This window comes from Acinetobacter sp. 1125_18A, assembly GCF_052824985.1.
Window position 1 is genome coordinate 30,969 of the sequence record NZ_VTDG01000020.1, and the last position, 26,338, is coordinate 57,306.

Sequence of the window (26,338 nt, forward strand, 5' to 3'; positions counted from 1 at the left end):
TCAACTCATTTTGATGTTCCATTATTTAATCCTACATAGTGCCACTATCCCGTGGCAGCATAAATCTTACCTTTGAGTGGAGGCGATAGAAATATTGATCAGTTTAAAACAAAAAAGCCCCTTACGGGGCTTTTACAATCCATCGGTCTAGATCTAATTAACCAATAAACTTACGCGCATTACGGAACATACGTAACCATGCACCATCTTCAGTCCACTCTTCAGGTTTCCAAGAATGCTGAATAGCACGGAAATTACGTTCAGGATGCGGCATCATAATCGTTGCACGACCATCTTTTGAGGTCACCCCAGAAATCGCCTCAGGAGAGCCATTCGGGTTCAATGGGTATTGTTGAGTTGCATTACCTAAGCTGTCTACATAACGTAAAATCACTTGATTACCCGCATTTAACGCAGCAAAGTTTTCAGCAGAAGTTTCTGCACGACCTTCACCATGTGCAACAGCGATTGGTAAAACAGAGCCTTCCATGCCTTCTAAAAGAATCGATGGAGATTTCTCAACTTTCACATTCACAACACGTGCTTCAAATACTTCTGAAGTATTACGGCGGAAACGTGGCCAGTTGTCTGCACCTGGAATGAGTGGCGCAAGCTGAGCCAGCATTTGACAACCATTACAAATACCTACAGAGAAAGTATTATCACGGTTAAAGAATTTCTCAAATTGATCACGAAGTTTAGGATTAAACAGTACAGACTTAGCCCAACCACCACCAGCACCTAAAACATCGCCATAAGAGAAACCACCACAAGCAACCAGACCTTCAAAGTCGTCTAAATCTACACGACCTGAAAGTAAATCACTCATGTGAACATCAACCGTATTAAAACCAACTTTATCGAATGCCGCAGCCATTTCAACATGACCATTTACGCCTTGTTCACGTAAAATCATCATGTTTGGACGGCGTTCATTGATATAAGGTGCTTCAACAGGCTCATTTAAATCAAATGTTGGTAATGCAATTATACCTTTATGGTTCTTATCACCAATTAAGGCAAATTCTGAATCAGCGGTTTCTACGTTATCACGTAAACGTTGAATTTGATGTGACACCTCAGTCCAAGCTTGTTGCAATTCAGCACGATCAAGGAGCAAACCGTTCACTGATAATTTATCAGAATCATTGACAGTACCAACAACACGAATTGCTTCTCTTAAACTAGAAGTTGCAACTTCATCTGTCAAACTTGCCCAGTCTGCTTTAGAAATTTGCAATACTGCGCCGATTTCTTCAGCAAATAAGCTTTCAGTAGATTGATCTTCAAGTGCTACACCTAAGCGTGAAGCAAACATCATTTCAGCAACAGTTGCCAATAAGCCACCATCACCGATGTCATGATATGCCTTGATCAAACCGCGATTATTCCAATCTTGAACCAATGCAAAGAATGCTTTGAACTCATCAAAGTTATCAACATCAGGTGTAACAGAACCAATTGCCTTATACACTTGTGCAAGGATCGAACCGCCTAAACGGAACTGACCTTTAGATAAATCAATACGTACCAAAACTGAATCTTCATTTTTCAATTCTGGTGTCAATGTTTTACGAACATCCAACACAGGTGCAAATGCAGTGATAACACCAGACATTGGTGAAGTCACAGATTTATCTTCGCCGTCGTCATTCCAAGTCGTACGCATTGACAATGAGTCTTTACCCACTGGAATTGCAATACCTAATGCAGGACACATTTCCATACCGATGGCTTTTACGCCTTCGAATAATGCTTGATCTTCACCTTTTTGACCTGCGGCCGCCATCCAGTTAGCAGACAGTTTAATATCGCTGATCTGTTCAATATTGGCACACATGATATTGGTGATGGACTCAGCCACAGCCAAACGTGCCGAAGCAGCAGGATTTAACAATGCAACAGGAGGACGTTCACCCATTGCCATTGCTTCACCAGTATAGCCTTGTAAGCTTGTTGTAGTTACCGCAGCATCCGCAACTGGTACTTGCCAGCGGCCCACCATCTGATCACGCGATACCATACCCGTGATTGAACGGTCACCAATGGTGATTAGGAATGATTTTGAAGCCACTGTCGGGTTTTTCAATACACGGAAGATTGCGTCTTTTAAATCGACTTTAGATGCATCAAACTCATCACCTTTACGTTGAATCGTTTCGTATGTACGACTCATACGTGGCGTGCCACCAAGCATGACTTGCATTGGCATATCCACTGCTTTGTTTTCAAACAATGGATCGTTTACAGTCAATTGACGTGCTTCAGTCGCTTCACCCAATACAGCAAATGGGCAACGTTCACGTGCACAAATCGATTCAAATAACTCTAATGATTCTGGTTTGATGGCAAGTACATAACGTTCTTGCGCTTCATTTGACCAGATTTCCATTGGCGACATGCCAGGTTCAAGCGATGGGATTTTACGAAGATCAAGAGTTGCACCCAATTCGTGATCATTCACAAGTTCAGGCATTGCATTGGACACACCACCCGCCCCCACATCATGTACAGATACGATCGGGTTAAAGTCTTCCATTCTCCAACATGCATCAATCACTTCCTGACAACGACGCTCCATTTCTGGGTTTTCACGTTGTACAGAAGCAAAATCTAGGTTTTCACCCAATTTACCACTATCTACAGAAGAAGCTGCACCACCGCCCAAACCAATGAGCATCGCAGGGCCACCCAGTACAATCAGTAAATCGCCGGGCTGAATTGCATCTTTTTCAACATGGTCAGGACGAATATTCCCGTAACCACCCGCAATCATAATCGGTTTATGGAAACCTTTTACTTCGCCATTAACATTTTGCTCAAAAGTACGGAAGTAACCATTTAACGCAGGACGACCAAACTCGTTGTTAAATGCTGCACCACCTAGAGGACCATCAATCATGATCTGAAGTGGTGATGCCATACGAGATGGTTTACCGTAGTTTTCTTCCCAAGGCTGTTCAAAACCTGGAATATTAAGGTTAGAAACAGTAAAACCCGTTAAACCTGCTTTTGGTTTACCACCACGGCCTGTTGCACCTTCATCACGAATTTCACCACCAGAACCTGTCGCGGCACCTGCAAATGGAGCAATTGCGGTTGGATGGTTGTGGGTTTCCACTTTCATGAGAATGTGGGCAGCTTGGCTCTTGTATTTATAAATATGGTGACCCGTAGCTTCATCTTTTTTCGGATAGAAACGCTGTGTGTCAAAACCAACAATTACAGAAGCATTATCTTTATATGCTGACAAAACATCTGTAGGTGATTCTTTATAGGTATTTTTAATCATTTGGAACAATGATAATGGTTGTTTTTCACCATCAATTGTCCACTCTGAACCAAAGATTTTATGACGACAATGTTCTGAGTTTGCTTGAGCAAACATCATCAACTCGATGTCATGTGGGTTACGCCCCATCTTATTAAATGCTGCGGTTAAATAGTCAATTTCTTCATCTGACAATGCAAAGCCAAATTCAGAGTTTGCTTTAACCAGTGCATCTTTACCTTGCCCCAAAATATCAATTGAGTTTAAAGGTTTAGGCGCAGTTTCAGAGAATAAAGCTGTTGCGTCATCAATTTTATTGAAAACGCTTTCTGTCATACGGTCATGTAAAATTTGTTTTACTGCATCAGAAATTTCAGAAATTCCCTTTAAAGTAAACAAAACACCGCGTTCTAAGCGGTGTACAGGTGTATTACAGTTGGCAAAAATATCGGTTGCCTTAGATGACCACGGTGAAATTGTACCGACACGTGGCGTGACTAAAATCTGGACTTCGTCACTTGCAGCCTGACGAACTTCAAACGATGCGCCATCGTTTAAAAGCTGTAAAGCAGATTGCTGTTGTTGCTCGTTGAGCGTTTGGTCGAAAAGGTAAACCCATTGGCTTTCTATTGATTGAACAGAACTGATCGACGCAAGGCGTGTTAATAGTTGTGTTTGCTTAAAAGAAGAGTGTGCAGGTGCACCGGCAACGATAAACATGCTGTTTTTGGCTCCACAGGCAGGTTTTGGCAACCTACCTCAATGTGACTTGAAGAGAGCGCATATTCTACTGTGAAAGCAAGATTTCAGCTAGTCATATCCCACTTAAAAAACGCTGAAATCTTGGTTTTAAATATCCGATTTACTTTGACTTTCGTCTTTAAACATGATTCGTAACAATTGAATTATTGAGCTGTATAATGAAACTCACCCGTTTTAGGATCTTCTTTCGCAATGATTCCGCTTTTTTGATAAAAGACTTTTCCACAAGAAATCTCAGGATCGATTTCACCATCAATATCATAGGATAATCGGACATTGATATGTTCTAAATTTGGGTTTTGAGATGCAGAGTCAATGAAAAATACATCTAAACTTTCCATGTTATAGCACACATAGATTTTTTCAGGATGCGAGTTTTTATTCAGATCAATTGTATACGTATGATCCGCATTTTGAGTCATTCGATCAAGCTTGAGGGCCACCGCATTAACCAAATCGCCACTTTTATTGATCGCATACGCATAGTTTGCCGTGTCATTTTTATAAGCTTCGTTGCAATTTTTAATTGGTTGCCCAATCTTCACCTTGCTAGGCGTAAGATCCTCTATTGTAAATTTAGCTTTTCCATTCAACATACTGCTTGGTAAGATGCTCCAATACTGTTTATTTTGCGCATTTGGATCATCTGTCCAAATACAATTATTTGTCAAATGACCATCTGGCGTTTCTTGAAAAGCAAAAGTCGCGAAAGCTTGATCTACTGCTTCAGGCTTCGCAGGAATGCTTTCTTCGATTTCAGCTTTGCTCACTTCAATCTTTTTCTGAGTTTCGATTTCTTTGTTTTGATTGGATAGATTTTTATCAGTTGGGCTACACGCTGTGAATAAAATAGTCATAATTAATAAGAAGAAATTTTTATTCATGCTTTACTCTATTTCTTAAATGATATAAGGATAATGTTTATTCATTTTAACTGTTTATAGGGATAAACATATTAGCTTTAATCTTTGAAATTTTCCTATTGTTTGGACTATCTAGATTATAAATTGGTTTACTGGTCATTCAAAAATTTACTGCTCAATGTTTAGTGGATAGAAAAGATCAAAAATTAACAGGCGATTGTATTATTGGATAATTTTTAGGTCATGGTGAACAGCTTTTAATTCGCCTTGATTCTGAAAAACCTGATTATGGCTCTATTGTTGTCGTGAATCCAATTACAGCAAGAGATGATTGGTTTAGTGTTGAAGCCAACTTTTATAACTTCATTGTGAATTATTTTAAATATAAGGGTGAAAAATACTGGGAAAATATTTCTCAAATATAAACTACCAAGACAACTTATGTCGCCCGCCCCTAGTACATTTTCAATAAATTTGGCATCATACGATTAACGAAAGAATGAATAATGATAAATGACTCAAATGCGTTGGTTAGAACTCCTTTCAACAGTTCGTTTAGGTAGTAAAAAGCAAAGTACAGAACAGGCACGAAGTCCATTTCATAAAGATTATGACCGCATTATATTTTCGCAAAGTTTTAGACAACTCAATCGTAAAACTCAAGTTCATCCACTGACCCAACATGATGGTATTCATACACGGCTCACGCACTCTTTAGAGGTGTCATGTATTGGCCGTTCTTTGGGAATGCTCGCTGCTGAAAAAATCAAAAATGAACTCCCCGTTTGGATCTCCCCAGCGGATGTAGGGGCAATTATTCAAGCTGCATGTTTAGCACATGATATCGGTAACCCACCCTTTGGACATGCTGGTGAATATGCGATTCGTGAATGGTTTGATGACGCTGCACATACAAATTTTTTACAAGATCTGAGCCCTGAACAACAAGCAGATGTACGACAGTTCGAAGGTAATGCCCAAGGTTTAAGACTGCTTACTAAAATTGACTATCATCCTCATGATGGAGGTATGCGTCTTACTTACGCAACATTAGGAGCTTACTTAAAGTATCCTTGGCTCTCTAAGACCATCGAATCTCAAGGGAATACTCCTGCAAGCAAACGGGCTAAATTTGGCTGTTATCAAGCTGAAAAAGAAATTCTTAAACAGATTGCAGATCAACTCGGTTTAATTCAATTGGGTGAGTATCATTGGTGTCGTCATCCGCTGACGTATTTACTAGAAGCTGCTGATGACATTTGTTATGCCTTAATTGATTTAGAAGACGGTATTATTCTCAATATGCTCAGCTATGAAGAAGTTGAACCTATTTTTCTTGATTTGTTAGGAGATTATGGCGTTCCCGCTGAACTTAGTATGCCGTATATGACTTGGCAACAAAAAATTGCAGCCTTACGCGGTCGTGTCATGAAACGGCTGGTAGATGAAGTAACCACCGCTTTCGCAAAACAACATTATCAAATTTTGTCAGGACAACTAAAAGGTTCGTTACTGCAATACTGCGCTGAAGATATTGAGATCGGGATTGATCGAGCAAAAAATCTTGCCCGTGAAAAAATCTTTGAACACCCGCAAAAATCAGGTTTGGAAATTATTGCCCATCAGAGTTTACAGCATATTTTAGATGCCTTTATTCCCCTTACCACACCGAATAAAACATTAAGTTTTAAAGATGGTCGTTTACTGTCTATATTAGAACGTTTTGGTGCACGCTTTAGTGATCATCACTATGACAATATTATGCAAGTCTTAGATATTGTGAGTAAATTTTCAGACCATCAAGCCTATAACTTAGCGCAAGAACTCCAAGGTAATAAGGTTGGTTTTTTCTGATGACTGCGCGGCATATTGATGGTGGCATCTATAAATATCAATTTATTTATGCCGATCAATGGGTCCATTGCCCTGATTGTGATACAGCAGGAATTGTTCATTATCAATCATTAGATACAACTCTATATAGTTGTAATTGTCGCGCTCATTTTGTATTTACGTGTCGCAAATGCAATCGCCATTTAGACAGTCATTCCACGCAATATAATATTGAATTTAATGGCTATTATTATGTATATCTGTCTGAACGTTGCCACTTCTGTGGAGGGGTTCAACTAACAGTGAATGAAAAAATACGGAATATTAAAAACCCAAATTCACATTTTGAAGCAATCTGCCCTTTATGTAAAAAAACCTCAAAACTGGTGCTAAAATCTCAAAAAATTGTTTTCTCAAAAGCGAATAGGTTGGAACATACTCACTTTGGGCTTAAGCTTTATTTAGTCGCCCATACTCGTTTCGGGAATATCTATGTACATAATCTTGAACATTTACAAGTATTAAAGTCTTTTGTACACGCTGGTTTACGTGAAAGGACACAAAGTACTGGAAATTCCAGTTATTTTTCTCGACTGCCTGCTTGGATAAAATCTGCCCGAAATCGCAAAAAAATTCTTAAAGCAATTTTGCGTTTAGAGCAAATGGCATCTACTATTCAACCATTAACAAATAAGTGAACAAACTCAATGATCGGATGTCTTATTGGTGAAGTCTTAGCTTTAGAAGCACCTACCGTACTTTTAAATGTAAATGGTGTGGGTTATGAGATCGATACCCCACTCTCAACATTTTGCCAATTACAAAAAGGTCAAAAAGTTACCCTATGGACACATTTAGCCGTCCGTGAAGATGCTCAATTGCTATATGGCTTCTCTAATGCTCAAGAAAAAACCATCTTTCGCACCCTGCTAAAAGTGAATGGTGTCGGTCCTAAAATGGCTTTAGGTATTCTATCTACACTCAGTGTCGAAATGTTGGTACATACTGTTGAGAATGGTGATGTTAAAACCTTAGTTAAAGTCCCTGGCGTTGGTGCGAAAACAGCCGAACGTTTAATGATTGAACTTCGTGATCGCTTTAAAGCCTTTGCTACAGGTACCACACCGAGTAATTCGACTTCAACTCAAATACAATTTACGGGCAATTCTGCTGTTGCAGAAGCTGAAGCGGCATTGCAATCTTTAGGTTATAAACCTTTGGAAGCACAAAAACTGATTAATGCCGTGAAAGCAGACTATACTGAAGCAAGCGACATTATCCGTGCTGCACTTAAATCCATGAATAAATAAGACAGATTAAGACACTCATGCAAGACCGTTTAATCAGTGGGGCTGAAAAACCCGAAGATCATTTTGATCGTGCCATTCGTCCAACCTCTTTGGATGACTATATAGGCCAACCTGTTGTACGAGAGCAAATGGAAATTTTCATTGGTGCTGCTCGTGGTCGTGGTGAAGCACTTGATCATACCTTGATCTTTGGCCCACCCGGTTTAGGTAAAACCACATTGGCCAATATTATTGCCCGTGAAATGGGGGGGAACCTTAAATCTACCTCTGGTCCAGTACTGGAACGTGCAGGTGATTTGGCTGCAATGCTGACCAATCTGGAAGAAGGTGATGTGCTATTTATCGATGAAATTCATCGCCTCTCTCCAGTGATTGAAGAAATTCTTTATCCCGCGATGGAAGATTACCAACTCGATATCATGATTGGTGAGGGCCCTGGTGCACGTTCGATAAAATTAGATTTACCACCATTTACTTTGGTTGCTGCAACAACGCGTGCAGGTCTACTCACCTCACCTTTACGTGATCGCTTTGGAATTGTGCAACGTTTAGAGTTTTATTCAATCGAAGATTTGACTCATATTGTTGCACGTTCAGCATCATTAATGAATGTTCCCACAACAGCAGATGGTGCAAAAGAAATTGCTCGTCGTGCACGTGGCACTCCCCGTATTGCTAACCGTTTGTTACGTCGTGTCCGTGACTATGCACAAGTTAAAGGCACGGGTGAAGTCACTCAACACATGGCACAACGTGCATTGGATATGTTAAATGTTGATAAAGATGGTTTAGATACGTTAGACCGTCGTTATTTATCGATGTTATTAGAACGTTTTGATGGCGGCCCTGCTGGTGTTGAAGCTTTGGCCGCAGCAATGGCTGAAGATTCAGGCACGCTAGAAGATGTGATTGAACCCTATTTGATTCAGCAAGGTTATGCTATGCGTACCGCTCGTGGACGTATTGCAACCAACCAAGCCTATTTACAGTTTGGGATGACACCACCTGAACCAAAATAATCAACTCAAGGGAATATTGAATATTCCCTTGAGTCTCTTATGATTTTATATATAAAAGCCCTATACAAATAGGGCTTTTATAGTGCTAATCGAAGAAGGGTTTTATTAGAATTTAAACGTTGTGCTCAATTGAACACGGCGTCCCTCTTGAGTATTTTTATACCGATTATAATAGTCTGCGCCTACTTTCTGATAATCAACAAAGTTTTTATCAAAAATATTATATAAACCAACAGCAATATCCCACTGATTATTGACATTAAAATTTGATCCCATATGCATCAAACCATATGCTTTAAAATCACCTAATGCATCATAAACTTCTTGGTTAACTACAGGTAGACTATTATAGTAGTCTGGTGTGAAACGCGCACGTTCACTCCGGTATTCGCCTCGCGCCCATAATTGAATTTTATCATCCGCTTGCCATTTTAATGATGCATTAACAATATGTTTAGGTGTATCGTTTAAAGGCGGATTACCATTCTTTTTGTCCTTAATTTCTGCCACTGTCCATGTATAATTCAAACCAAATTTCCAAGTCGGTACAAACTCCCAATTTAAGCCGGTTTCAACACCATAGATTTCTGCTTCTCGAGCATTGATAGGACGAGTAACATTCCAAGCGCGTTTGTCAGTATCTCCAGATTGCATTAACCATGGTGTACCAAGACTAGCCATGAATTTTTCACAATCTGCTTTTACCTTAGCGTCCTTGGCATCACAGGTTCTCTCCACTGGTCCATTGACTATTTTATCTTGAATCTGACTAAAAAATGCTGTGATGTTAGCATCAAAATTAGAACCGTTATTAAAATAAGTACCCAGTTCAAAGTTATTACTTGTTTCAGGTTTTAAATTTGGACTACCAAAAAGAGGAGTCCGCCCCTGTCCACCAACATTATAAATTCCATTGGTCAGGCGCTCTAAGCGTGGCGCTTTATACCCCTCGCTATAACCACCTTTAAACGTCCAATTGTCATTTGCATTCCAAACTAAATATGCTCTAGGTGTCCAAAAACTACCAAATGTATCATGGTTGTCAAAACGTAAACCCATGGTCAAAGCTAGATCAGGAGTAAGTGCCCACGTATCTTCAGCAAAAAGCCCCAGTTGCTGAAACGACACCTCTTTATTTACCCTTAATCCATCTTTAATACTTGCATCCCACCATTGCCCACCAAGGGTAATATTGTGCCCTTTAAAATATTGAGTCGCCAATTTAGTATCAAAAATCGTATCCTCACTTTCTAAAAGACGTGGGATAATCACACTTGAACCTGCTTGAGCACGCGATGGAATAAGTCGACCAATGGTTTCGGTTTGAATATTACTTATACTTGATTCCAAGGTCCCTATTTTATTGCGCCATATATGTGCAAGTACTAGCCGATCTCGATTAAACTCTTTTGTTTTATCATAACCACCATTTGCACCAAGCGTACCAAGTTGACTCTTACTGTTATCGTACCATTGCTCAGTTTTTTCATATTCTACGGAGAGGTCATGTTGCTTTGTTGGGGTAAGTGTTAAACGAGCACCAATTGTTTCTAAATCTGATTTGGTTGGGTTATTCCCCATGTTCAACTCTACTGAATTATCATTTACATCGAGATAACCCACATTGGATTGACTCCGTTGAGCCTTTCGTGCGCGAAGTTGCACTCCCAACAAATCCTGAATAATTGGACCAGTAATAAATCCATCAGCAGCACGTTGATTACCAAAATCAGAACTGTTTGGAAGTAAAGTCCCTTCTAATGTGATGGAGCCTGTCCATTCATTTGAAACTTTTTTTGTAATAATATTGACAACACCACCAATAGCATCAGAACCATACAATGTAGAAGCAGGTCCTCGAATCACTTCGATTCGTTCAATTGCTGAAACTGGAGGAATAAAACTATTATTTGACTCACCAAAAGCATTTGGTGCGATATCCCCAGTACTGTTCTGACGACGACCATCAATCAATACAAGGGAATACTCAGAATCCATCCCTCGGATACGTATATTTAAACCGCCAGTTTTCCCAGCGCCTGGGCTAATATCAACCCCCTCAACATCAACTAAAGCATCTGCAATTGAGTTTATACGTTTATCTTTTAGATCTTGTGCTGTGATCACAGTAATACTTGCCGGCGCATCTTTTAGTTTTTGCTCATAACCTGCCGCAGAGACAACAATTGTTGAAAGTTGTTGTGTAGCATCGGATTCTACCTTGCTATTTGCAAAGACTGAAGTTGTTGTAATTCCTAAAAGTGCGATTGAAATAGGACGAAGGTTAAACTTACTCATAAATAGAATTCCAGTAGATGGACGACATAAACAATTGAAAACAAATAAAACATCTAAATATGAATGATAAGAATTATCATTTGCAATAAAAAGAATACAAAAGATGGCGGTCATAGTAAAGATATATTACATATTATTTTAATAAAAACTTAATAAAAACTTTTGTTGGTTTTAATAGCCTCATTTAATTACATTGATCTTATTAAAAATTTGCTATTCAAAACAAATAAGTTATTGTTAATATTTAATTTTATTATTTTATAAAATCTTCTTCGATACATCCTTTTTACTCAGCACTTAATAAAAATTCCTACACTCAATTGGCTGTTAGTAAGGTAGTTCAAAGATAAAACACACGAAAACATCATATAGCTATGCTGCTTATTTAAACAATTACAAAAAAATAATTTTGGAATGAACGGGTTTCGTCGAGTGTTGAAGTTATGAAATATAGAGCGGATATTCAATTGCCATCTTTTATTTCACGCTGCAAATGCAGATTGACATACTCTTTTGATTAATGAGTTTTTCTTATTGTACGTTTAAAACTTTAAACTTATAAAAAAGCCAATTCAATGTTAATAACTTAATAAAAGGACAGTTGATAATTTTGACTGAGCAACCCAAAAAGGAATCAAATTGAGTGAACTTGCATGGAATGTGAGTTTAGAAAAAAAATTCAACAGCGCATATACCTAAAGCTCATTCGAGAGTCTTTTATACAAATATTCAAACTTGCTGATGTTGATCGTTATCGCCCGAAAATCAATATTTTCAACATGGATGTACTGGTTTCATAATCGAATAAATAGGATATTTAAATATGGATAACACTCAGAATATATTACAAAAATTTGCAATAAAAGTCAGTGATTGGTCAGAAAAATGGTTTCCTGATTCCTATATCTTTGCCCTGTTAGGCGTCATCATTGTCGCCATAGCTGCGATTGGAATAGGAGCACCTGTTCAGGAGGTCGCAATTTCATTTGGCAATGGTTTCTGGAGTTTGATTCCATTTACGATGCAAATGTGTATGTTGATTGTCGTTGGTTATGTGGTTTCAGTATCCAAACCCGTCGAAATGCTGATTCAAAAAATGGCTCAGATTCCAACATCTGGAAGAAATGCTATTGTTTTTGTAGCGACTGTTAGTCTGTTGATTTCGCTGATTAACTGGGCCATGAGTACAGTTTTAACTGCCCTTTTGGTGATTGCACTATCCAAGCGTAAAGAGCTGAATATGGATTATCGTGCAGCTGCCGCAGCCGCTATTATTGGTATGGGAGCAACTTGGGCATTGGGTATTAGTTCTTCCGCTGCTCAGTTACAGGCAAACAAAGCGAGCTTACCAGAACCACTTTATAATTTAACTGGTATTATTCCTTTTACTGAAACGATCTTTTTACCACAGTCTATGATTATGACTGCCGTATTAATTATTGTGTCAATTGCCATTGCATTCTGGTCTGCACCTAAAGGCAATAGCATAAAAACCATTGATGAATTTGATATTCATTTTGAAAATGAAAAGACCGAAGTTCAGAGCAAAAAACGCCCAGGTGATTGGCTAGAAAACTCCCCTATTCTGAGCATTTTAATTGTGGTTTTGGGTCTGATCTGGATGTTTAATGAGTTTACAAAAAGCAATCCGATTATTGCGATTTCCAGTTTAAACACTTACAACTTTATCTTCTTAATGCTGGGTATTGCTTTACACGGAACACCTCGAAATTTTTTAAATGCAGTTTCTAAAGCAGTCCCTGCGGTTTCTGGCGTACTGATCCAATTTCCACTCTATGGAAGTATTGCTTTTATCATGACAAGTGCAATGAACGCACAGGATTTATCTCTATCTCATTATATTGCTGAATTTTTTGTATCGATTGCATCCAAAGAAACTTTCGCAATTGTTATGGGGTTATATTCGGCTATTTTAGGCTTTTTCATTCCATCTGGGGGTGGTAAGTGGATTATTGAAGCACCTTATGTCATGCAGGCTGCACACGATTTAAAAGTACATTTAGGCTGGTCTGTTCAGATTTATAATGCAGCAGAAGCTTTACCCAATTTAATTAATCCTTTCTTTATGTTACCCATGCTGGGAATTTTAAAGTTAAAAGCCAAAGATGTTATTGGATTTACAGTTACTCAGCTTGTCTTCCATTTACCCTTGGTTTTATTCTTATTGTGGATTCTTGGTCGTACTTTAACGTATATGCCACCTACTTTTTAGAATTTAAGATGCTTTGTTGTACAAAGTTATTTAAACGGCTTATTCAACATAATCTTCTGTTGAATAAGCCGACAACTAAATTGATCATACCAAGAGTTGATCTTCTTACAAACGAGCTTTAATTAGTCAATCGTAGGAATGCATAGCAACATGAGTGATAAATTCGAATTCCAAATTCTAATATTTACTTAAAATCTAGCAATAATAAGAATTAATAGACAAAATATTAAACCAATAAATTCAATATGTTATGAAAATTTAACTTTAATAAGCAATATTTAGAAATATTTAGCAGTCTATTTTTGGTCTACTATGGGTCTACTTTTAATAACTCGGATTAATAGACCAGCCTGAATATAATTGGATAAAATTCATGGAATGTAATTTCCAAATTATTAGAAAAAATTGACTATACAATTGACAGACATTTTTTGAGATTTTTTAATTACGAAAGTTTCGTAATGTTTTGGCCTAGCCTGATACTCAAATTGTGAGTATCAGCAATGCTCTCTTTTAAATTCTGTACAAATTCAAGTAAATTAAGATTAACAAAATTTAAGGCTACCATAACAATTTGGGGCAAAATTTTGCCCATTAAGCTGAAGGTTAGATAGATTCATTTGTAGGGGAGCAACATTTGATAAATTTACATTTCCTATATTTGCATCAAGGCCATTTCCAGTAATAATTCCAAGAAGATCATTTGTTCTGGCAGGATTTTGCTGTAAATAATCTCCAGCTTTCGTAGCAAATTGACCAAGCAATGGCTCAATACTTAATTTTTGGGTTGGTTCTACTCGACCTATACTGATAGGATCTGCAAGTGCTAACCACCAACCTGGCTGTGCAATATTTAAGGATTCAGAATCTGGCCACAATAAACTCTGATTTTGTAAGCTTAAAGATGCAGCCGAATTCACCTGTAAGCTATGTATAAAACCAAGAGCTTCTTGAAAATTTACAGTAGCTTTCGCACCACTTACTGAACCACTCATTTTGATATTAGTAAATTGACGCCCTGTTGGTGCAGCTAAGCAAGCAGGAATAAAAAAGACCGTGTTTTGACATCCTGTTATCCTTGCGTCTACGGGATTGCCAGCTGTGTATAATGCTGTTGTGGTTCCATTTGCATCAAAGGTTGTTCTACCTGTTGCTGGATAATCATTTCCTGTCCCTAAATTGATAGTTGGAATATCAACAGATGCAGATAAACCGACTGATGTCTTACGATTTCCTACAACAACAATTTGGGAGGTTTCAAAAGGAAGGTTATCCATTTCTGGAATACTGAATCCCCCTCCAGTTGTGATGAAACTTGCATTTGCTAATCCAATTGCAAGTAAATTGCCTTTAATTGGATATGTACCTAGATTCATAAATTGTGCAGCAGTATCGGCATATCCTTTAATTTTACTTTGTTCTGCAACAGTAGTACCAATACCTGACTGTACTTTCATGTACCCAGAGAAACTATTTAATCCATTCGCAACAGATGAATTTTCTGTTCCCAAAGTCATCAGACCTAGTATTTTCTCGGCACTCAGTCTTAATCCAATTATTTCTCTTGTAGATGACTTACCGGGATTTTTAATTGCAAACTCAATAAAAGGGTTGGTTAATTTTGCACTGGAACTTGTTCTACCAGAATTAGTATCAGAAATACCACTTAAACTTAAATTATCAATATCAAGATCACATCCACCAGCCCCGTTCACCCCCCCACAACCTAGTTGTAATTTTTTAATATTAGCATTCAACTCTAGTTCTGCTTCCAAACCTAAGCGATAAAAACCGATATTCTGGCTACCGCCAGTACGCTTTCTTTCCAAGTTATCTGAATCATTAGGTGCAATAAAAGACATACTCATTAAAGCCTGACCAGTAGTTGCTGACATTTCACTTTCTGACATAGGTTGAAAAGTTTCAGAACTTGCATAAACTGAATCGTTGCTAAAACAGATTAATCCCAAAAAAGCATTTGATAAAAAAACCTTTTTCATTTAAAAATCCTTTTTCCATTGTAAGAATGTTTATTAGTTTAAAAATTCAAAAAATTAGTTTATTAATAATCGCAATGTAATTCTGATCAAATTTTATACTTTTTTCAATTATATTCAAACTGTTTTTAATTTTTCTAATCATTTAATACATAATAATTATGAGTATTTAAATTTGTGGTCTATAACGGCTTTGTTGCGCAAAGCTGTTCTTAAAGGCTTCTTCAGCAACATAATTTCCAAATAAAGAAGCCTACATCCAAAATCTATCGTATAACGAATTGGTCCTCCTACAACCAAGCCTTAATAGGATGAGGAAATATTTCAATTTAGTTTGATCCTAAAATGCAATGGTATACTCAACCAAAAGGAAAACCAGGACGAAATCAAACTTATTCAGATACAGCGATTAAATGCTGTTTAATGATCAAATCTCTATATTGATAGATTTTATTCCAATATTATTCCTAAGAATAAAGCCCTATTTAATAGCCTTATTCTTCACATCATTCAAAGCATTACATTCATTGTATTTAGCAACTGTATCAATGATCCATAAGGTGATTTCTTTACCCTGCCCTGACTCAAGTTTTAAGAGTTTAGGGCAAGGTAGTGTGCGGGTATTTATAGGATAAGTTATCTAATAATTCGTATAAGCTGTATTATGTTAATTTTAGGAAATCTTAACTTATATGAGTAGTAGAATGTGGAGAATTCTATTCTTAGACTAACTTTTTATTTTATATGGTTTAGAAATAGCATCCTTGCCATATTTTCTAATTATTACATTTAAAAATTCTGGATCAATATAAATAGAAAAGTTAACAATGCCTTTTAATTTTTCTACTTCCTCAGAATCAGTAATTTTTCCTAAGCCGTATTGATAAATCATTGCCAAGATTTGGCGTTTTTTGCTACGAACAATAGATACCTTATTTTTATTAGTAATAGTCAATCCAGTATTTTTTCTAGAACAAGCTTTTGATACAAAAGTAGTTTTTTCAGTGTTTATTTTTATTGATTCTCCCTTGTTTACCTTGTAGCTGTGCATACCATTGAGTAGTAGGATCAAACCAAATCGAGATATTTCCTTGATTGATTAAGGCTCGATTATAAGAAGACCAATTCGTTGTACGGTAGATTTTAGGTGTAGGCTTAGTCATTTAGAAATTATATTGTTGATAAGCCTTTGATGGTAGGTTTGTGCAACAAAGCCCACTACATGTAACGAGCCAGCAGCCCCCCATGTTTTTCCATCAGAAGTGGCAGCTTGAATAGCTGGAATTCCACAAATAAAAGCGATGAGTAAAACAGTTTTTAAAACTAATTTCATAATATTACATTACTTTCTTAATTTTTTTTCTAAATCCCCAAAATCCTATTGGAAATCCGTCTTAAATATTATTTACTGTTTGGTATAAAGTACACACAAGAAAACAACATATTAATTTTAAAACAGTGTTTTTGGTATTTATTACTTTTTTAAAATATTAACTAATTATTAGTATTTTTTAGGTGTTCAGTCATCAAAAAAAAAGCAGATCTGAAATTCCATAATGTTATAAAATGAGGAGGCTACGCTGAAAGGTTGATTTTGAGAAAAATTGATCTTTTATCAATAAGTAAAGCAGCGCATTTCATTGTTTAAGATGAAGCTTGTTTTTAGGTATTTAAAAATTAAATTTGGCCATGTTCAACTGTTTCCTACTCTCAAAGAGACATAGACGAAGTAAGGTACATGGCTAATTTTGGGTGTGTATAAATAGAGTGCATTTGCATGAATAAAATTAGATACTTTTTAGTTTTAACTACAGTTCTGGGGATGGTGGCTTGCGGGGGAAGTCAGGATGATCAGTCAACAACGGGAACGGTAAAAGATATTCAGAATGAAGTGCCTGTAGGCATAATTCAATCAACGCAAGACAGCGCTATGGTTGGAGATAGCATACTTTTAGATGGTTCTGAAAGTACTGATGATAACGCGACAACATTGAATTATCGTTGGGCAGTCGTTAAAAAGCCTGAAAATAGTTTCCCAAGTTTTGGTGCTAGTACGGATAAAATATTTCATTTTATTCCAGACCATGCTGGAGATTATGAACTGAGTTTAGTGGTGAATGATGGTCAACAAGACAGTCAAACCACCACAGTTAAACTAAAGGCCTTCGCTAGAAATGTAGAACAAGTTGTTAATCCATCTGATGTCATACCAGACCCTGAAAATGATGATGTATTGATAGACAATACGGAAGAAAAGGGTAAGGTTATTTTTCGTGATGGGTTTGAGACAGGGACGATTCGTGTCGATAAATACAGTAATGATCTGTCGACGTGGAATGCAATGGCCCTCCACTTTGAAAATCGTAGTTCAGCAACAATTGTTAAAGATCCTGCTGGCACAGGGCAGAATGTTGCCAAATTTGTCGTGCCTGATGATGGTCAATGTTATCGCGCGGAAATACAACGAAAGCAATTTAGTTGGGGCCATTATAACTATTCTTTTTCTCACTATATTCCCTCAACATGGCCAGTATTTCAGTATGGAACAATATTGGCACAGTGGCATGGCTTTAACCTAAATGGAAAAAATTTGAATCCCCCAATAGCCTTGGTACTTTCAGGTCTAAAACCTGAGTGGCAGTTACATTTATATGAGTTGAAGCCAATGACTTCACCCTTGGCAGTTCCAGAAACGCTTTTGAAGCGTTATGTCTTAGATGTGCCTGTGGTATATAACCAGTGGAATGATTGGAATTTTGATATCCAATGGTCAGAACTTGATGCAAACGATCAATTGATTCCTGGGAAAGTAGTGGTGAAACATAATGGAAAAGAAGTAGCCAACATCACTGGGGTCAATAATTACCATCAAAAGTGGTCACCTTATTTCCAAATGGGCATTTACCGTTCAAGTTGGCGAGAAGGAGCACTTAAGAACCGTGTTATCGTGGGTCAGCCTGTCGAGGCTTACCACAAAAACGTGGTGATTAAAGATCTTAATTAACAAGAATCCTGCTTTAGCCAATCATTGAATGATTTAAATCGTTGGCTTATTCGACATCGTGAATACAATTTCGCAGATTCACGATGTCGAGCTGTGGCAACAATAGCATTGCGTGGGCCACAGTTTTAGATATCTGGTTTAACATAATGGCCCTTATGCAAATATGCCCTCACTCCGAGGGCCATGCTTCCCTCAATCTTTCTGCATCAGCTGCGTGTCCATCTGCTTTTTCTGCCACTGCTCGATATTCAGTAATGCACTTTTCGAGTTTTTCAGTGCTTTTATTGATGGCTGGTATTTTTCTTGCCTTAACTGGAGATTGGAGCAAGTAGAGATTTGGATAGGAAAAATTTTTATTAAAAAAATATCTAATTAATCCAAAGTATTACTTAATAATATTGAATTATTTTTTAAAAATTCAAACATTTAATTTATCATTTAAAGATGGTATCTTTGTTCCCAATATTTACTTAAAAATCAATGTTGCAGAATCATATGTTTAAAGAAGGAAAAATTACGACCTATAATGAAAATAAAGGTTATGGTTTCATCCAACTTGAAGATCATGGGAAAGATTTATTTTTTCATATCAGTGATTTTCCACACAAAACATTTCCTCCAAAAATTGGAGAAAGATTAAAATTTCATGTTGTTAATGAAAATGGAAGAATAAAAGCAGAAAATATTATACGTTTAGATTTTAAGATCGAAGAGAAACAAAGTCCAAGCGATAGTAAGCGTCAAATTCGGTCACAATTCAATAAGAGAAAACCACAAGAAAAGAGTTTCAATTTACTTGAAATTTTTATTGGTGTATTTATATTCTCCGTATTTCTAGCTGTTTTAATACCCTTTTTATCAGGAATATATAAAAGAGAGACCTTAAAAAGACAACCCGTTAAACTTGTTGAAAGAACCTCATCTACTACAACTAATTCAGTTCAACAATATCGTTGTGATGGACGAGTATACTGTAGTGAAATGAAATCATATGATGAGGCAGTATTTTTTATAAATAATTGCCCAGGAACAAAAATGGATGGTGACGGAGATGGAATCCCATGCGAAAGTCAATTCTGATAGATCCCCATAAAATTTAATTATGATTAAGTTGTATAGAGCCCTCTAAAATAAATTTCGTTCTTTCGAACGACAATTAACTAAACCTTGCACAACCTTGCCTTTAACTTTATTCCAAAAATTAAACTGAGAAGCTGCACACAGAACATCGCTTGCATTCAGTATTTTAAGTAATGGGAACTATTTAATTTTCTACACTCACATTAAGTTTGTAGTTCACATTTGTATTTTGGCGAGCTGTATTGCGCATTTGGTAAATTTGAATTAAATAATTACCAGATTGAGGAAGTGAAAATTGACCTGTTGAACCTGTGATAGATCCGATAACCAATGCCTCAGCTGTACCAGGTTTATCACCCGGAGCATAGATATTAATTTGAGCTAAATTTTTATTACTACTTAGCTTATAATCTAAAGTCTGCCCTGCTTGAGCGCGTAAACTATACTGCACCTCATCTGATCCTTTAAATGAACCAGAAATAGTTGTACCAACTGAACCTTTTGCAAATTGAATCGATTTTACAGGAGTTGCGTTTGCTTCTAAAGTACCCAAAGACATAGTTACAGCCATTAAACACGGCAACATAATTTTTTTCATGTCAAATTAGACCTTAATTTATTAAGTTTATAATAATTATATACTCATGATTTTATAGGTCAATTATTCAAAGACATAATTGAGTTAAAAAGTGTGAAATGTTCCGTTCTTAACTGATTGAGAAATCGAACCATATTCCTGAGCTGGTTTCAGATCATCTAACTAGAATTGAGAATGAAAGCTTGATGCAGGCCTATGAAGAAATACAGACAAAATTTGGCAAAGCTAAGATCTCTATAGGTCCGTGTTACTTCAAGGATCGAAAGTGGTCTATGAGTAGGGATATGCTGTCTAAGAATTATTTTACGAAAAATGGGATGATTAAGGTTTATTGATCATTAATATGGGAAATGCCAAAGCCCTAATCTAGAGAAAAGATTAAGGCTTAGCACGGTCTTTATTTTGATAGAATAGATATCAAATAATCATCATCTTTGTAATATTCTTTTATAAATTCAATAATAATATTTTTTTGAGCATCATTAAAAATATGATTATCTTTTTCCCATTGTGATTTCAGTCTAAAAATAAACCAATCCATATAAGCTTTGTTTCCATCAGTTGCTAGAAAATGATAAATAGCAGCTGGTAAATAGAATTTAAAACCCTCTGAGCTTAAATAACTACAGTCCTGCCCAAAATAATATAAGTAATCATAGCTAACATCTTTCCATGTTTTGATTCCCTCATTTGGTCTACTACGCGAACGAACAGCTTCTAGTCCAGCTTGTAAGTAAAATTTAGGCCAATCAAAGCTATACTCAAGAAGTAATCCTTCTGCTGGCAAGTCTATTACAGATAGGTAATCATCATCAATCTGATCAAAATAACTATGATGAGTATCATAAAAATCACATTCAAGCAGTGAGCGATTATCCCCTAATAGGAACGGTGGGAAAATTTTCTCAAGATATTCTTTAGTATTTATATCCATAATTAGTTTTCACATAGACTCAAAGCGTTTTGAGCATCAACTAAAGCTGTAGCATGGTTTTGATCAGGAGGTGACCAGCAAGCATTTTCTTGAACTCTTGCATTGATTAAATTCCGAAAAAGAACAGCATTAGAGGCTTTAATTGTTGTATCTGTTATATTTTTACAGCTCTTTCCTCTTGTGGCCGTTTTGGCATCTCTTGTTGCACGTGTGTATGGCATAAATAAAGATTTATCACAAATCCAACAACTACCATTTCTAACTATACCACTTGGGCATTTAGAATTATTTTCCAGCTCATCAGCAATTGGCTTCGCTTCCGCATCATCCTGTTCAGCATCAGAGAGGATATTTGTCGCTGCTGCTAAAACTGCGAATTGAGCATCTAGATTATCACTTTCTGCATTCTCGATGACTTGTTCGGCGGCGGTTATGAGGGAAAGGTGTTTTTCTGTGATAATAGGTGGCGAAGTTATGAGTGGATAAATCACAAGATCAGGTTTTGTAGATGTACTTGTATCATCACAGTTTGCTTTAAACTGTGTTTCGCTATGATTTTCAATATCATATGCAAATGCAAATTGTTTAAAAAAGTACCTACATTGAGAGTCAGCAGCTTCTTTAGCAGTAGCAAATGTTTTTTTTGTTAATTGATCATAATAAGTACCGCCGAATTCCTCATATTTATACTTAATCTGATTATTCGCAGGATCTAATACCCAATCCACAGCCCCTAATAATTGCTCTACCGCAAAAGTTAGTGCATATCCAGCTATACCACCACGTAAAACTTTGGCAATCTGCGAAGCATTAGGTGAGATTAGCACGGATGACGCAAGTGAACCTTTTGTACCATCATATAAAATTGATGCCCCAACAGCAGTAGGGTTTGATAAAAACCATCCATTAATTGTTGTAGCATTAACTAAAGCTGAATTTAATAACAATAAAATTGAAGTTAAAAAAATCATAATTCTTTTAAGCATGTTAATTTGACTCTTTTCAAGGAATTGGAAGTATTTTTGATTGTTTAACGACATTCTGGTAAGTATAACTAAAAATTATAAATTGGGATGTAAGCAGAGAAAAATTGACACAGAATTATTTTAGTTGGGATGGGTTGTTGACTGTAAGTGATTAATTTTGCATTATTTGCATAGTTGCCTTTAAATTTATATTCTATGAAAATCAGAACCTTGCAAAATGTATTAATTTTTATAATATTCTTAAAAATTTTTTCCTGTATTGCGCATGCTGAAAACATCAATAATATTGAAAAAAACAAGTTGCTTGAATCTAAAAATTCAATAAATATCAATACTAAAGATCTAAATGAAGTAAAAGAGAATCAATTAAAATTAATAAATGAATTGAATAATAAACCAATAAATTTATATAAGGAAATTGGACTGCCAATACTTTTATCAATTATAGCAGGTCTAATATTTTGGTATCTTTTTCAAGTATTACCAAACAATTCAAGAAAGAAAAGATTGCGTCCAAAAATTGAAAAAGATTTACTGGATATCAGATCTACAATTTATCATCTGATAGATTTAGCTTTTATACATAATGAAAACCCAGTCTCCATGTTTCACAATGAAGTTTATAATGGGGAAGTTTCAGAGGAACTTATTGAGTTGGCGTTATTCAATAAGTCAATAAACAGCAAACATCTTGTAGATCAATTTTCAAACAATATAGTTATAGGTGATTTATTATTCAAAAGAACCTCAAAGATTAAATATGGAATTGAAAGAGTACTTTTCTTTAATGAGAATTTGTCAGTAGATGAAATTTTGATCTTGGAAGATATTTATCAAGCTATTAATAAGTATGACTTTTTTAGTAAAAACGAAGATAGTTTTGGAAAGGTAATAGGTTTTATCGCCCTGTAAATCCAACATTGAGTGAATATAGTCACTTCTTTTTTAGCTTGGTTAGTTTAGTTAAAAAACTTGAATATATAATTACTGAAGAAAAATCAAATAATTATGATTTTCTTTTAATAAAATTTAATGTTTATTATATTGAAAAAAATTACGTAAAGGCTTTAAGTATTTTAAGAAAAATCGAAAAAGAATATCCTGATAAAAAACAAGGATTACAATGGTATAGATTCAAATGTTTATATTATACTGATTATTCTGAATCGCTAAAATTATTAGCATCTTTAATTAAATCACAAGATAGCTTAATAAGCTCAAGAAGTTTCTTATCTCCTTTTTTAGAAGATACCAATGTTAAAGAGGTTCTGAAAAATAATTCATCTCAAAATAATATTGATGATTTAGTAGACAGCTTAAATCAGGAAAAAACTATTAAAGAAGCTCTTCTATGCATTAATAGAAATTTAAAAGAATCGTTAAATTCTAATCAGCCCTCAATCTGAGGGCCATGCCTCAATCAATCTTTCTGCATCAGCTGCGTGTCCATCAGCTTTTTCTGCCACTGTTCGATATTCAGTGATGCAGTTTTCGAGTATATCACTGTTGGTATTGGTGTACTCAATGATGGTTTCTTTGGAAGCACTGGACAAACGGCTATTTGCAACTTTGAGTTGCTTTGACAAGCTGTCAGCGCTGGCACTAGCAAGGCGACTATCAGACTCAATTTGTTTAATTTTGGCATTATAGTTTTGCTCCGCTTTTAACTGTTGTTCAGACCATTGTTTTTCTTTGAGTGCTGCTGAGGCTTTGGCCTTTGCATTTTCAGCATGCAAAACAATTTCAGTGTGTTTGTATTTTTCGATCTGCCCTGCTTTGTGGTTCAGTAAAGTAAGGCAAATAAGTAATAAAAAAGCGAGAAGTCCAATTAAGATTTCTCGCCATTTTGAGATGATTAGGAATAGTGTCATTTTAGGAATAACTCCATCTCAATTTTTCTGCGTTTTACAAGACCATTCAAAACTCGGCCGCCTCCACGGTTCCATCGAGGGAATTGCTCTGCAGCGCCTTTATAATCTTTTGCATTTAACTTTTTAAGTAGTGTTGAACTTTTAAATGCACCAATGCCGATGTTGTAGGTTAGTGAAACCAACGCATCAAACTGGTTTTGATTTAAAGTGACCTTTACTGCTGTATTAACCACAGATTCAAATTTCTTTAAATCTTGAGCCATGTAGGACTTAGCTTGTTCAATTGTACAAGTATCACCTTTCTTAACTGCGACACCATTAATTGCTGTTGTGCCGTAACCTATAGTCCATACACCCACACCATCGTCATACGCTTTGAGTCGAAGATCTTCAAAACCTCTGATCAAATTAATTCCTGTATTGCTAATTTTCACGGCAACTTACCTCCCGAAACTACTGCTTTCCAAATCAACACGAATGTATCGATTGCCTTACCACCTAAATGGCCAGCCATGCCAGCTAATACACCTATCAGTACCAATGGCATATCCCAATAAATACACAATAGAACTGTGATGATCCCTGCGAATGCAGAGATAATTAACTCACCGAAAATAGGTTTAATCGAAAATCTAATGATCCTGAAGCCATACATTCCTCAACTTTTTTACAGGCATAAAAAAAGCCGACTTATTAAAATCGGCTTTGATAGTTAAATATGGATAACATTAATTAATCAAATAAAACAAAAACTTGAGATTAGAAAAATACTAGATGTGCTCAAGTTTTTAAATCTAAACTGTTTCTCGTTTATATAATTTTTCTTGATAATAAAAACAATTATTTACTTTGTTAGAGATACTACTACACCATTTTTAAAATAAACCATTTTGCCAGAATCATAATGCCAAAACTCTGATAAACCATTCACTGATTGCGTTTCAGAGTATCTCTGCGGATAACCCCAAGTTGAATTTCCAACCTGCGTTGTTGTCATGCCAATTTTTGGCTCCTTGCGCGCATCACGCTCTGCTTTTTCTTTAACTTTTCTGCTCTCATTTTCATGATAGCTATTTTGTTTTTCTTTAATCTTGTTGATTTGTTCTTTGCTGCCTGCGCAAGGCTTTCCTTGATAAACCGTTTTTCCACCAACGGTACATGTATAAACATCCTTAGCAAACACATTAGTGGAGGCTATCAATAAAACAAATATTAAATATTTCACAATCATTGCTCCAAAACAATTTTATAGACCACCTCCCTGACTATCGTTATAGTATATTTATCATTATCAACTACATAGCTCAAATTAAAGGCTGAACGTGGAATTCGATGATAAATTCTTAAAGTGAAACGTTTCTCTGATTCGGGATTTCCTAATACACTTTTTACATCATCAATCGAACTACCAATTTCTATTGAACCAGTAGATGTTTTGATGGATTTAACCTCTGTTCCTGCAAAAACAAAACTTGAAGCAAAAAGCATAAAGGCTAATAATATTTTTTTCATAAATATCCCCTTATTATGTGAACAGGATATCTTTTGAATGTTTATTGTGCAATGTGAAATTTATGAACCTTTCATCTCATTTGAAAATTTCTTATAGCCATTATTGTCTGCATGATATGAAACACGCATTGTACTTCCAAGGCTTAATAATGAATTTCGTTCATTACGTTGTGCAGCTTTTAAGTATTCAAGGAAGGCACCAAAACTATAATCTAAAATATCTTTGTGACGATGGCCTTTGCTTATCAAAAACTGAAAAGAATCAAACCATGTGTTTTCTGTTTTTTCAGTAGATTTTTTCCCATCTTCTTGATCAAAATAAGCTTTATTAATCGTTAATACATCTGAAAAAATTGACAGAAATGTATCAGCATCGGTATTCATAATATTTGAATAATAATTTGCATCATGAATTGTTGTAAGCGAGCAAACCATAATGGCTGCTACAATGTGTTGTTTTACAATTGATTCTAGATTTTCATTTGAATAATCTTGTTTTAAGTCTTTCCGAATCATTTCAGCAAACTGCGACCATTGATCCAAGTCTCTTACAGTGATTTGCTTGATTTCAATATCTTCATTAAATACAGATCGATTAGACGCTAAAAAGAATTCATTCATTTTAATTACTCGAAAACAGGCACAAAAAAAAGACGCTTATGCGCCCCTGTGCCTGTTGTCTTAATTACGCTGCTGGAATTGTCACAACATGGCCATATAAACCAAGTGTAGGATCTAAGCCTTTTTCAGTGTCTGAAAGTGACTGA

Annotated in this window: 26 protein-coding genes and 2 pseudogenes; 11 read left to right on the top strand and 17 right to left on the bottom strand. The window is 36.0% G+C overall.

The annotated features are described in order from the left end of the window. Positions 1 to 157: 157 nt before the first annotated feature. Positions 158 to 3,991 (bottom strand): phosphoribosylformylglycinamidine synthase, encoded by a 3,834-nt coding sequence (gene purL / locus FY049_RS20610; protein WP_446084250.1) that lies wholly within the window; start codon positions 3,989 to 3,991, stop codon positions 158 to 160. 185 nt (positions 3,992 to 4,176) lie between these two features. Next, positions 4,177 to 4,917, bottom strand: coding sequence for a hypothetical protein (locus FY049_RS20615; protein WP_446084251.1), 741 nt, complete (start codon positions 4,915 to 4,917; stop codon positions 4,177 to 4,179). Positions 4,918 to 5,409: 492 nt separating this feature from the next. Between FY049_RS20615 and FY049_RS20620 the strand changes: the two genes are divergently transcribed. From FY049_RS20620 to ruvB, 4 genes are read left to right on the top strand one after another with little or no spacing between them, the layout of a single operon-like run. After that, entirely contained in the window at positions 5,410 to 6,750 is a 1,341-nt protein-coding gene (locus FY049_RS20620; RefSeq protein WP_004724400.1) for a deoxyguanosinetriphosphate triphosphohydrolase, read from the top strand. Next, positions 6,750 to 7,427 (top strand): hypothetical protein, encoded by a 678-nt coding sequence (locus FY049_RS20625; protein WP_446084252.1) that lies wholly within the window; start codon positions 6,750 to 6,752, stop codon positions 7,425 to 7,427. The genes FY049_RS20620 and FY049_RS20625 overlap by 1 nt, the downstream gene beginning before the upstream one ends. Before the next feature lie 9 nt (positions 7,428 to 7,436). After that, positions 7,437 to 8,039: a Holliday junction branch migration protein RuvA gene (gene ruvA / locus FY049_RS20630; protein WP_004724404.1), complete on the top strand. Its 603-nt coding sequence runs from the start codon at positions 7,437 to 7,439 to the stop codon at positions 8,037 to 8,039. 17 nt (positions 8,040 to 8,056) lie between these two features. Beyond that, positions 8,057 to 9,058 (top strand): Holliday junction branch migration DNA helicase RuvB, encoded by a 1,002-nt coding sequence (gene ruvB / locus FY049_RS20635; protein WP_446084253.1) that lies wholly within the window; start codon positions 8,057 to 8,059, stop codon positions 9,056 to 9,058. A 105-nt stretch (positions 9,059 to 9,163) separates the two neighbouring features. On the opposite strand, the gene FY049_RS20640 is transcribed toward ruvB, so the two are convergent. Further along, positions 9,164 to 11,356 carry a TonB-dependent receptor domain-containing protein gene (locus tag FY049_RS20640; protein WP_446084254.1) on the bottom strand — a complete coding sequence of 731 codons (2,193 nt, stop codon included), beginning with the start codon at positions 11,354 to 11,356 and terminating at the stop codon, positions 9,164 to 9,166. Between the two features lie 823 nt (positions 11,357 to 12,179). Between FY049_RS20640 and FY049_RS20645 the strand changes: the two genes are divergently transcribed. Next, positions 12,180 to 13,589 (top strand): short-chain fatty acid transporter, encoded by a 1,410-nt coding sequence (locus tag FY049_RS20645; RefSeq protein WP_154130122.1) that lies wholly within the window; start codon positions 12,180 to 12,182, stop codon positions 13,587 to 13,589. Positions 13,590 to 14,134: 545 nt separating this feature from the next. Here the strand turns inward: FY049_RS20645 and FY049_RS20650 are convergent. Beyond that, positions 14,135 to 15,589 (bottom strand): hypothetical protein, encoded by a 1,455-nt coding sequence (locus tag FY049_RS20650; protein WP_446084255.1) that lies wholly within the window; start codon positions 15,587 to 15,589, stop codon positions 14,135 to 14,137. A gap of 240 nt (positions 15,590 to 15,829) precedes the next feature. Here FY049_RS20650 and FY049_RS20655 point away from each other — a divergent pair. Next, positions 15,830 to 16,027: pseudogene (locus FY049_RS20655) on the top strand (transposase); the annotation flags it as partial. Between the two features lie 286 nt (positions 16,028 to 16,313). Here the strand turns inward: FY049_RS20655 and FY049_RS20660 are convergent. The 3 genes and pseudogenes from FY049_RS20660 to FY049_RS20670 all read right to left on the bottom strand — a co-directional run bounded on the left by FY049_RS20660 (position 16,314) and on the right by FY049_RS20670 (position 16,919). Next, positions 16,314 to 16,658: a hypothetical protein gene (locus FY049_RS20660; protein WP_446084272.1), complete on the bottom strand. Its 345-nt coding sequence runs from the start codon at positions 16,656 to 16,658 to the stop codon at positions 16,314 to 16,316. Further along, positions 16,609 to 16,749, bottom strand: a pseudogene (locus tag FY049_RS20665) (IS5/IS1182 family transposase); the annotation flags it as partial. The pseudogene FY049_RS20665 and the gene FY049_RS20660, both read right to left, overlap by 50 nt. Beyond that, positions 16,746 to 16,919: a hypothetical protein gene (locus tag FY049_RS20670; protein ID WP_446084256.1), complete on the bottom strand. Its 174-nt coding sequence runs from the start codon at positions 16,917 to 16,919 to the stop codon at positions 16,746 to 16,748. The pseudogene FY049_RS20665 and the gene FY049_RS20670, both read right to left, overlap by 4 nt. A gap of 444 nt (positions 16,920 to 17,363) precedes the next feature. Between FY049_RS20670 and FY049_RS20675 the strand changes: the two genes are divergently transcribed. After that, positions 17,364 to 18,590 carry a heparin lyase I family protein gene (locus tag FY049_RS20675; protein WP_446084257.1) on the top strand — a complete coding sequence of 409 codons (1,227 nt, stop codon included), beginning with the start codon at positions 17,364 to 17,366 and terminating at the stop codon, positions 18,588 to 18,590. Positions 18,591 to 19,085: 495 nt separating this feature from the next. Continuing rightward, a complete protein-coding gene (locus FY049_RS20680) occupies positions 19,086 to 19,670 on the top strand; it encodes a cold shock domain-containing protein (protein ID WP_446084258.1) in 585 nt (194 codons plus the stop codon). A gap of 45 nt (positions 19,671 to 19,715) precedes the next feature. Here the strand turns inward: FY049_RS20680 and FY049_RS20685 are convergent, their stop codons facing one another. After that, a complete protein-coding gene (locus tag FY049_RS20685) occupies positions 19,716 to 19,835 on the bottom strand; it encodes a glycoside hydrolase family protein (protein ID WP_446084271.1) in 120 nt (39 codons plus the stop codon). A 19-nt stretch (positions 19,836 to 19,854) separates the two neighbouring features. After that, positions 19,855 to 20,268 (bottom strand): DNA breaking-rejoining protein, encoded by a 414-nt coding sequence (locus FY049_RS20690; RefSeq protein WP_446084259.1) that lies wholly within the window; start codon positions 20,266 to 20,268, stop codon positions 19,855 to 19,857. Positions 20,269 to 20,453: 185 nt separating this feature from the next. On the opposite strand from FY049_RS20690, the gene FY049_RS20695 reads away from it, so the two are divergent. Beyond that, positions 20,454 to 20,603: a DUF4113 domain-containing protein gene (locus tag FY049_RS20695; protein ID WP_446084260.1), complete on the top strand. Its 150-nt coding sequence runs from the start codon at positions 20,454 to 20,456 to the stop codon at positions 20,601 to 20,603. A gap of 62 nt (positions 20,604 to 20,665) precedes the next feature. Here the strand turns inward: FY049_RS20695 and FY049_RS20700 are convergent, their stop codons facing one another. Both FY049_RS20700 and FY049_RS20705 read right to left on the bottom strand, forming a co-directional pair. Then, positions 20,666 to 21,202 (bottom strand): DUF6714 family protein, encoded by a 537-nt coding sequence (locus tag FY049_RS20700; RefSeq protein ID WP_446084261.1) that lies wholly within the window; start codon positions 21,200 to 21,202, stop codon positions 20,666 to 20,668. A gap of 2 nt (positions 21,203 to 21,204) precedes the next feature. Continuing rightward, positions 21,205 to 22,188, bottom strand: coding sequence for a hypothetical protein (locus tag FY049_RS20705; RefSeq protein WP_446084262.1), 984 nt, complete (start codon positions 22,186 to 22,188; stop codon positions 21,205 to 21,207). Between the two features lie 210 nt (positions 22,189 to 22,398). On the opposite strand from FY049_RS20705, the gene FY049_RS20710 reads away from it, so the two are divergent. Both FY049_RS20710 and FY049_RS20715 read left to right on the top strand, forming a co-directional pair. Further along, the gene (locus FY049_RS20710) at positions 22,399 to 23,100 is read left to right on the top strand and encodes a hypothetical protein (protein WP_446084263.1); all 702 of its coding nucleotides are present in this window, start codon (positions 22,399 to 22,401) and stop codon (positions 23,098 to 23,100) included. Between the two features lie 8 nt (positions 23,101 to 23,108). Then, a complete protein-coding gene (locus FY049_RS20715; protein WP_446084264.1) occupies positions 23,109 to 23,594 on the top strand; it encodes a hypothetical protein in 486 nt (161 codons plus the stop codon). On the opposite strand, the gene FY049_RS20720 is transcribed toward FY049_RS20715, so the two are convergent. From FY049_RS20720 to FY049_RS20745, 6 genes are all read right to left on the bottom strand, one after another. After that, positions 23,586 to 24,059: a hypothetical protein gene (locus FY049_RS20720; protein ID WP_446084265.1), complete on the bottom strand. Its 474-nt coding sequence runs from the start codon at positions 24,057 to 24,059 to the stop codon at positions 23,586 to 23,588. The genes FY049_RS20715 and FY049_RS20720 overlap by 9 nt on opposite strands. Then, positions 24,056 to 24,493 (bottom strand): lysozyme, encoded by a 438-nt coding sequence (locus tag FY049_RS20725; protein ID WP_335955936.1) that lies wholly within the window; start codon positions 24,491 to 24,493, stop codon positions 24,056 to 24,058. The genes FY049_RS20720 and FY049_RS20725 overlap by 4 nt, the downstream gene beginning before the upstream one ends. After that, on the bottom strand, positions 24,490 to 24,714 hold the full coding sequence (locus FY049_RS20730) for a phage holin family protein (protein WP_446084266.1): 225 nt from the start codon (positions 24,712 to 24,714) through the stop codon (positions 24,490 to 24,492). Before FY049_RS20730 ends, FY049_RS20725 begins: the two co-directional genes overlap by 4 nt. 189 nt (positions 24,715 to 24,903) lie before the next feature. Beyond that, positions 24,904 to 25,284, bottom strand: coding sequence for a hypothetical protein (locus FY049_RS20735; protein ID WP_446084267.1), 381 nt, complete (start codon positions 25,282 to 25,284; stop codon positions 24,904 to 24,906). Positions 25,285 to 25,286: 2 nt separating this feature from the next. Then, the gene (locus FY049_RS20740; protein WP_446084268.1) at positions 25,287 to 25,571 is read right to left on the bottom strand and encodes a hypothetical protein; all 285 of its coding nucleotides are present in this window, start codon (positions 25,569 to 25,571) and stop codon (positions 25,287 to 25,289) included. 60 nt (positions 25,572 to 25,631) lie between these two features. Beyond that, entirely contained in the window at positions 25,632 to 26,192 is a 561-nt protein-coding gene (locus FY049_RS20745) for a hypothetical protein (protein WP_446084269.1), read from the bottom strand. Positions 26,193 to 26,338: the final 146 nt, after the last annotated feature.

Excerpts from the sequence above, each read along its gene's own strand:
- FY049_RS20740 (WP_446084268.1), bottom strand. The coding sequence starts at position 25,571 with ATGAAAAAAATATTATTAGCCTTTATGCTTTTTGCTTCAAGTTTTGTT.
- FY049_RS20705 (WP_446084262.1), bottom strand. The coding sequence starts at position 22,188 with ATGCTTAAAAGAATTATGATTTTTTTAACTTCAATTTTATTGTTATTA.
- FY049_RS20730 (WP_446084266.1), bottom strand. The coding sequence starts at position 24,714 with ATGTATGGCTTCAGGATCATTAGATTTTCGATTAAACCTATTTTCGGT.
- FY049_RS20675 (WP_446084257.1), top strand. The coding sequence starts at position 17,364 with ATGAATAAAATTAGATACTTTTTAGTTTTAACTACAGTTCTGGGGATG.
- FY049_RS20615 (WP_446084251.1), bottom strand. The coding sequence starts at position 4,917 with ATGAATAAAAATTTCTTCTTATTAATTATGACTATTTTATTCACAGCG.
- purL (WP_446084250.1), bottom strand. The coding sequence starts at position 3,991 with ATGTTTATCGTTGCCGGTGCACCTGCACACTCTTCTTTTAAGCAAACA.
- ruvB (WP_446084253.1), top strand. The coding sequence starts at position 8,057 with ATGCAAGACCGTTTAATCAGTGGGGCTGAAAAACCCGAAGATCATTTT.
- FY049_RS20720 (WP_446084265.1), bottom strand. The coding sequence starts at position 24,059 with ATGACACTATTCCTAATCATCTCAAAATGGCGAGAAATCTTAATTGGA.
- FY049_RS20690 (WP_446084259.1), bottom strand. The coding sequence starts at position 20,268 with ATGAAAAAAATTATGTTGCCGTGTTTAATGGCTGTAACTATGTCTTTG.
- FY049_RS20680 (WP_446084258.1), top strand. The coding sequence starts at position 19,086 with ATGTTTAAAGAAGGAAAAATTACGACCTATAATGAAAATAAAGGTTAT.
- FY049_RS20645 (WP_154130122.1), top strand. The coding sequence starts at position 12,180 with ATGGATAACACTCAGAATATATTACAAAAATTTGCAATAAAAGTCAGT.
- FY049_RS20640 (WP_446084254.1), bottom strand. The coding sequence starts at position 11,356 with ATGAGTAAGTTTAACCTTCGTCCTATTTCAATCGCACTTTTAGGAATT.
- FY049_RS20625 (WP_446084252.1), top strand. The coding sequence starts at position 6,750 with ATGACTGCGCGGCATATTGATGGTGGCATCTATAAATATCAATTTATT.
- ruvA (WP_004724404.1), top strand. The coding sequence starts at position 7,437 with ATGATCGGATGTCTTATTGGTGAAGTCTTAGCTTTAGAAGCACCTACC.
- FY049_RS20670 (WP_446084256.1), bottom strand. The coding sequence starts at position 16,919 with ATGAAATTAGTTTTAAAAACTGTTTTACTCATCGCTTTTATTTGTGGA.
- FY049_RS20650 (WP_446084255.1), bottom strand. The coding sequence starts at position 15,589 with ATGAAAAAGGTTTTTTTATCAAATGCTTTTTTGGGATTAATCTGTTTT.
- FY049_RS20695 (WP_446084260.1), top strand. The coding sequence starts at position 20,454 with ATGCAGGCCTATGAAGAAATACAGACAAAATTTGGCAAAGCTAAGATC.
- FY049_RS20700 (WP_446084261.1), bottom strand. The coding sequence starts at position 21,202 with ATGGATATAAATACTAAAGAATATCTTGAGAAAATTTTCCCACCGTTC.
- FY049_RS20745 (WP_446084269.1), bottom strand. The coding sequence starts at position 26,192 with ATGAATGAATTCTTTTTAGCGTCTAATCGATCTGTATTTAATGAAGAT.
- FY049_RS20620 (WP_004724400.1), top strand. The coding sequence starts at position 5,410 with ATGACTCAAATGCGTTGGTTAGAACTCCTTTCAACAGTTCGTTTAGGT.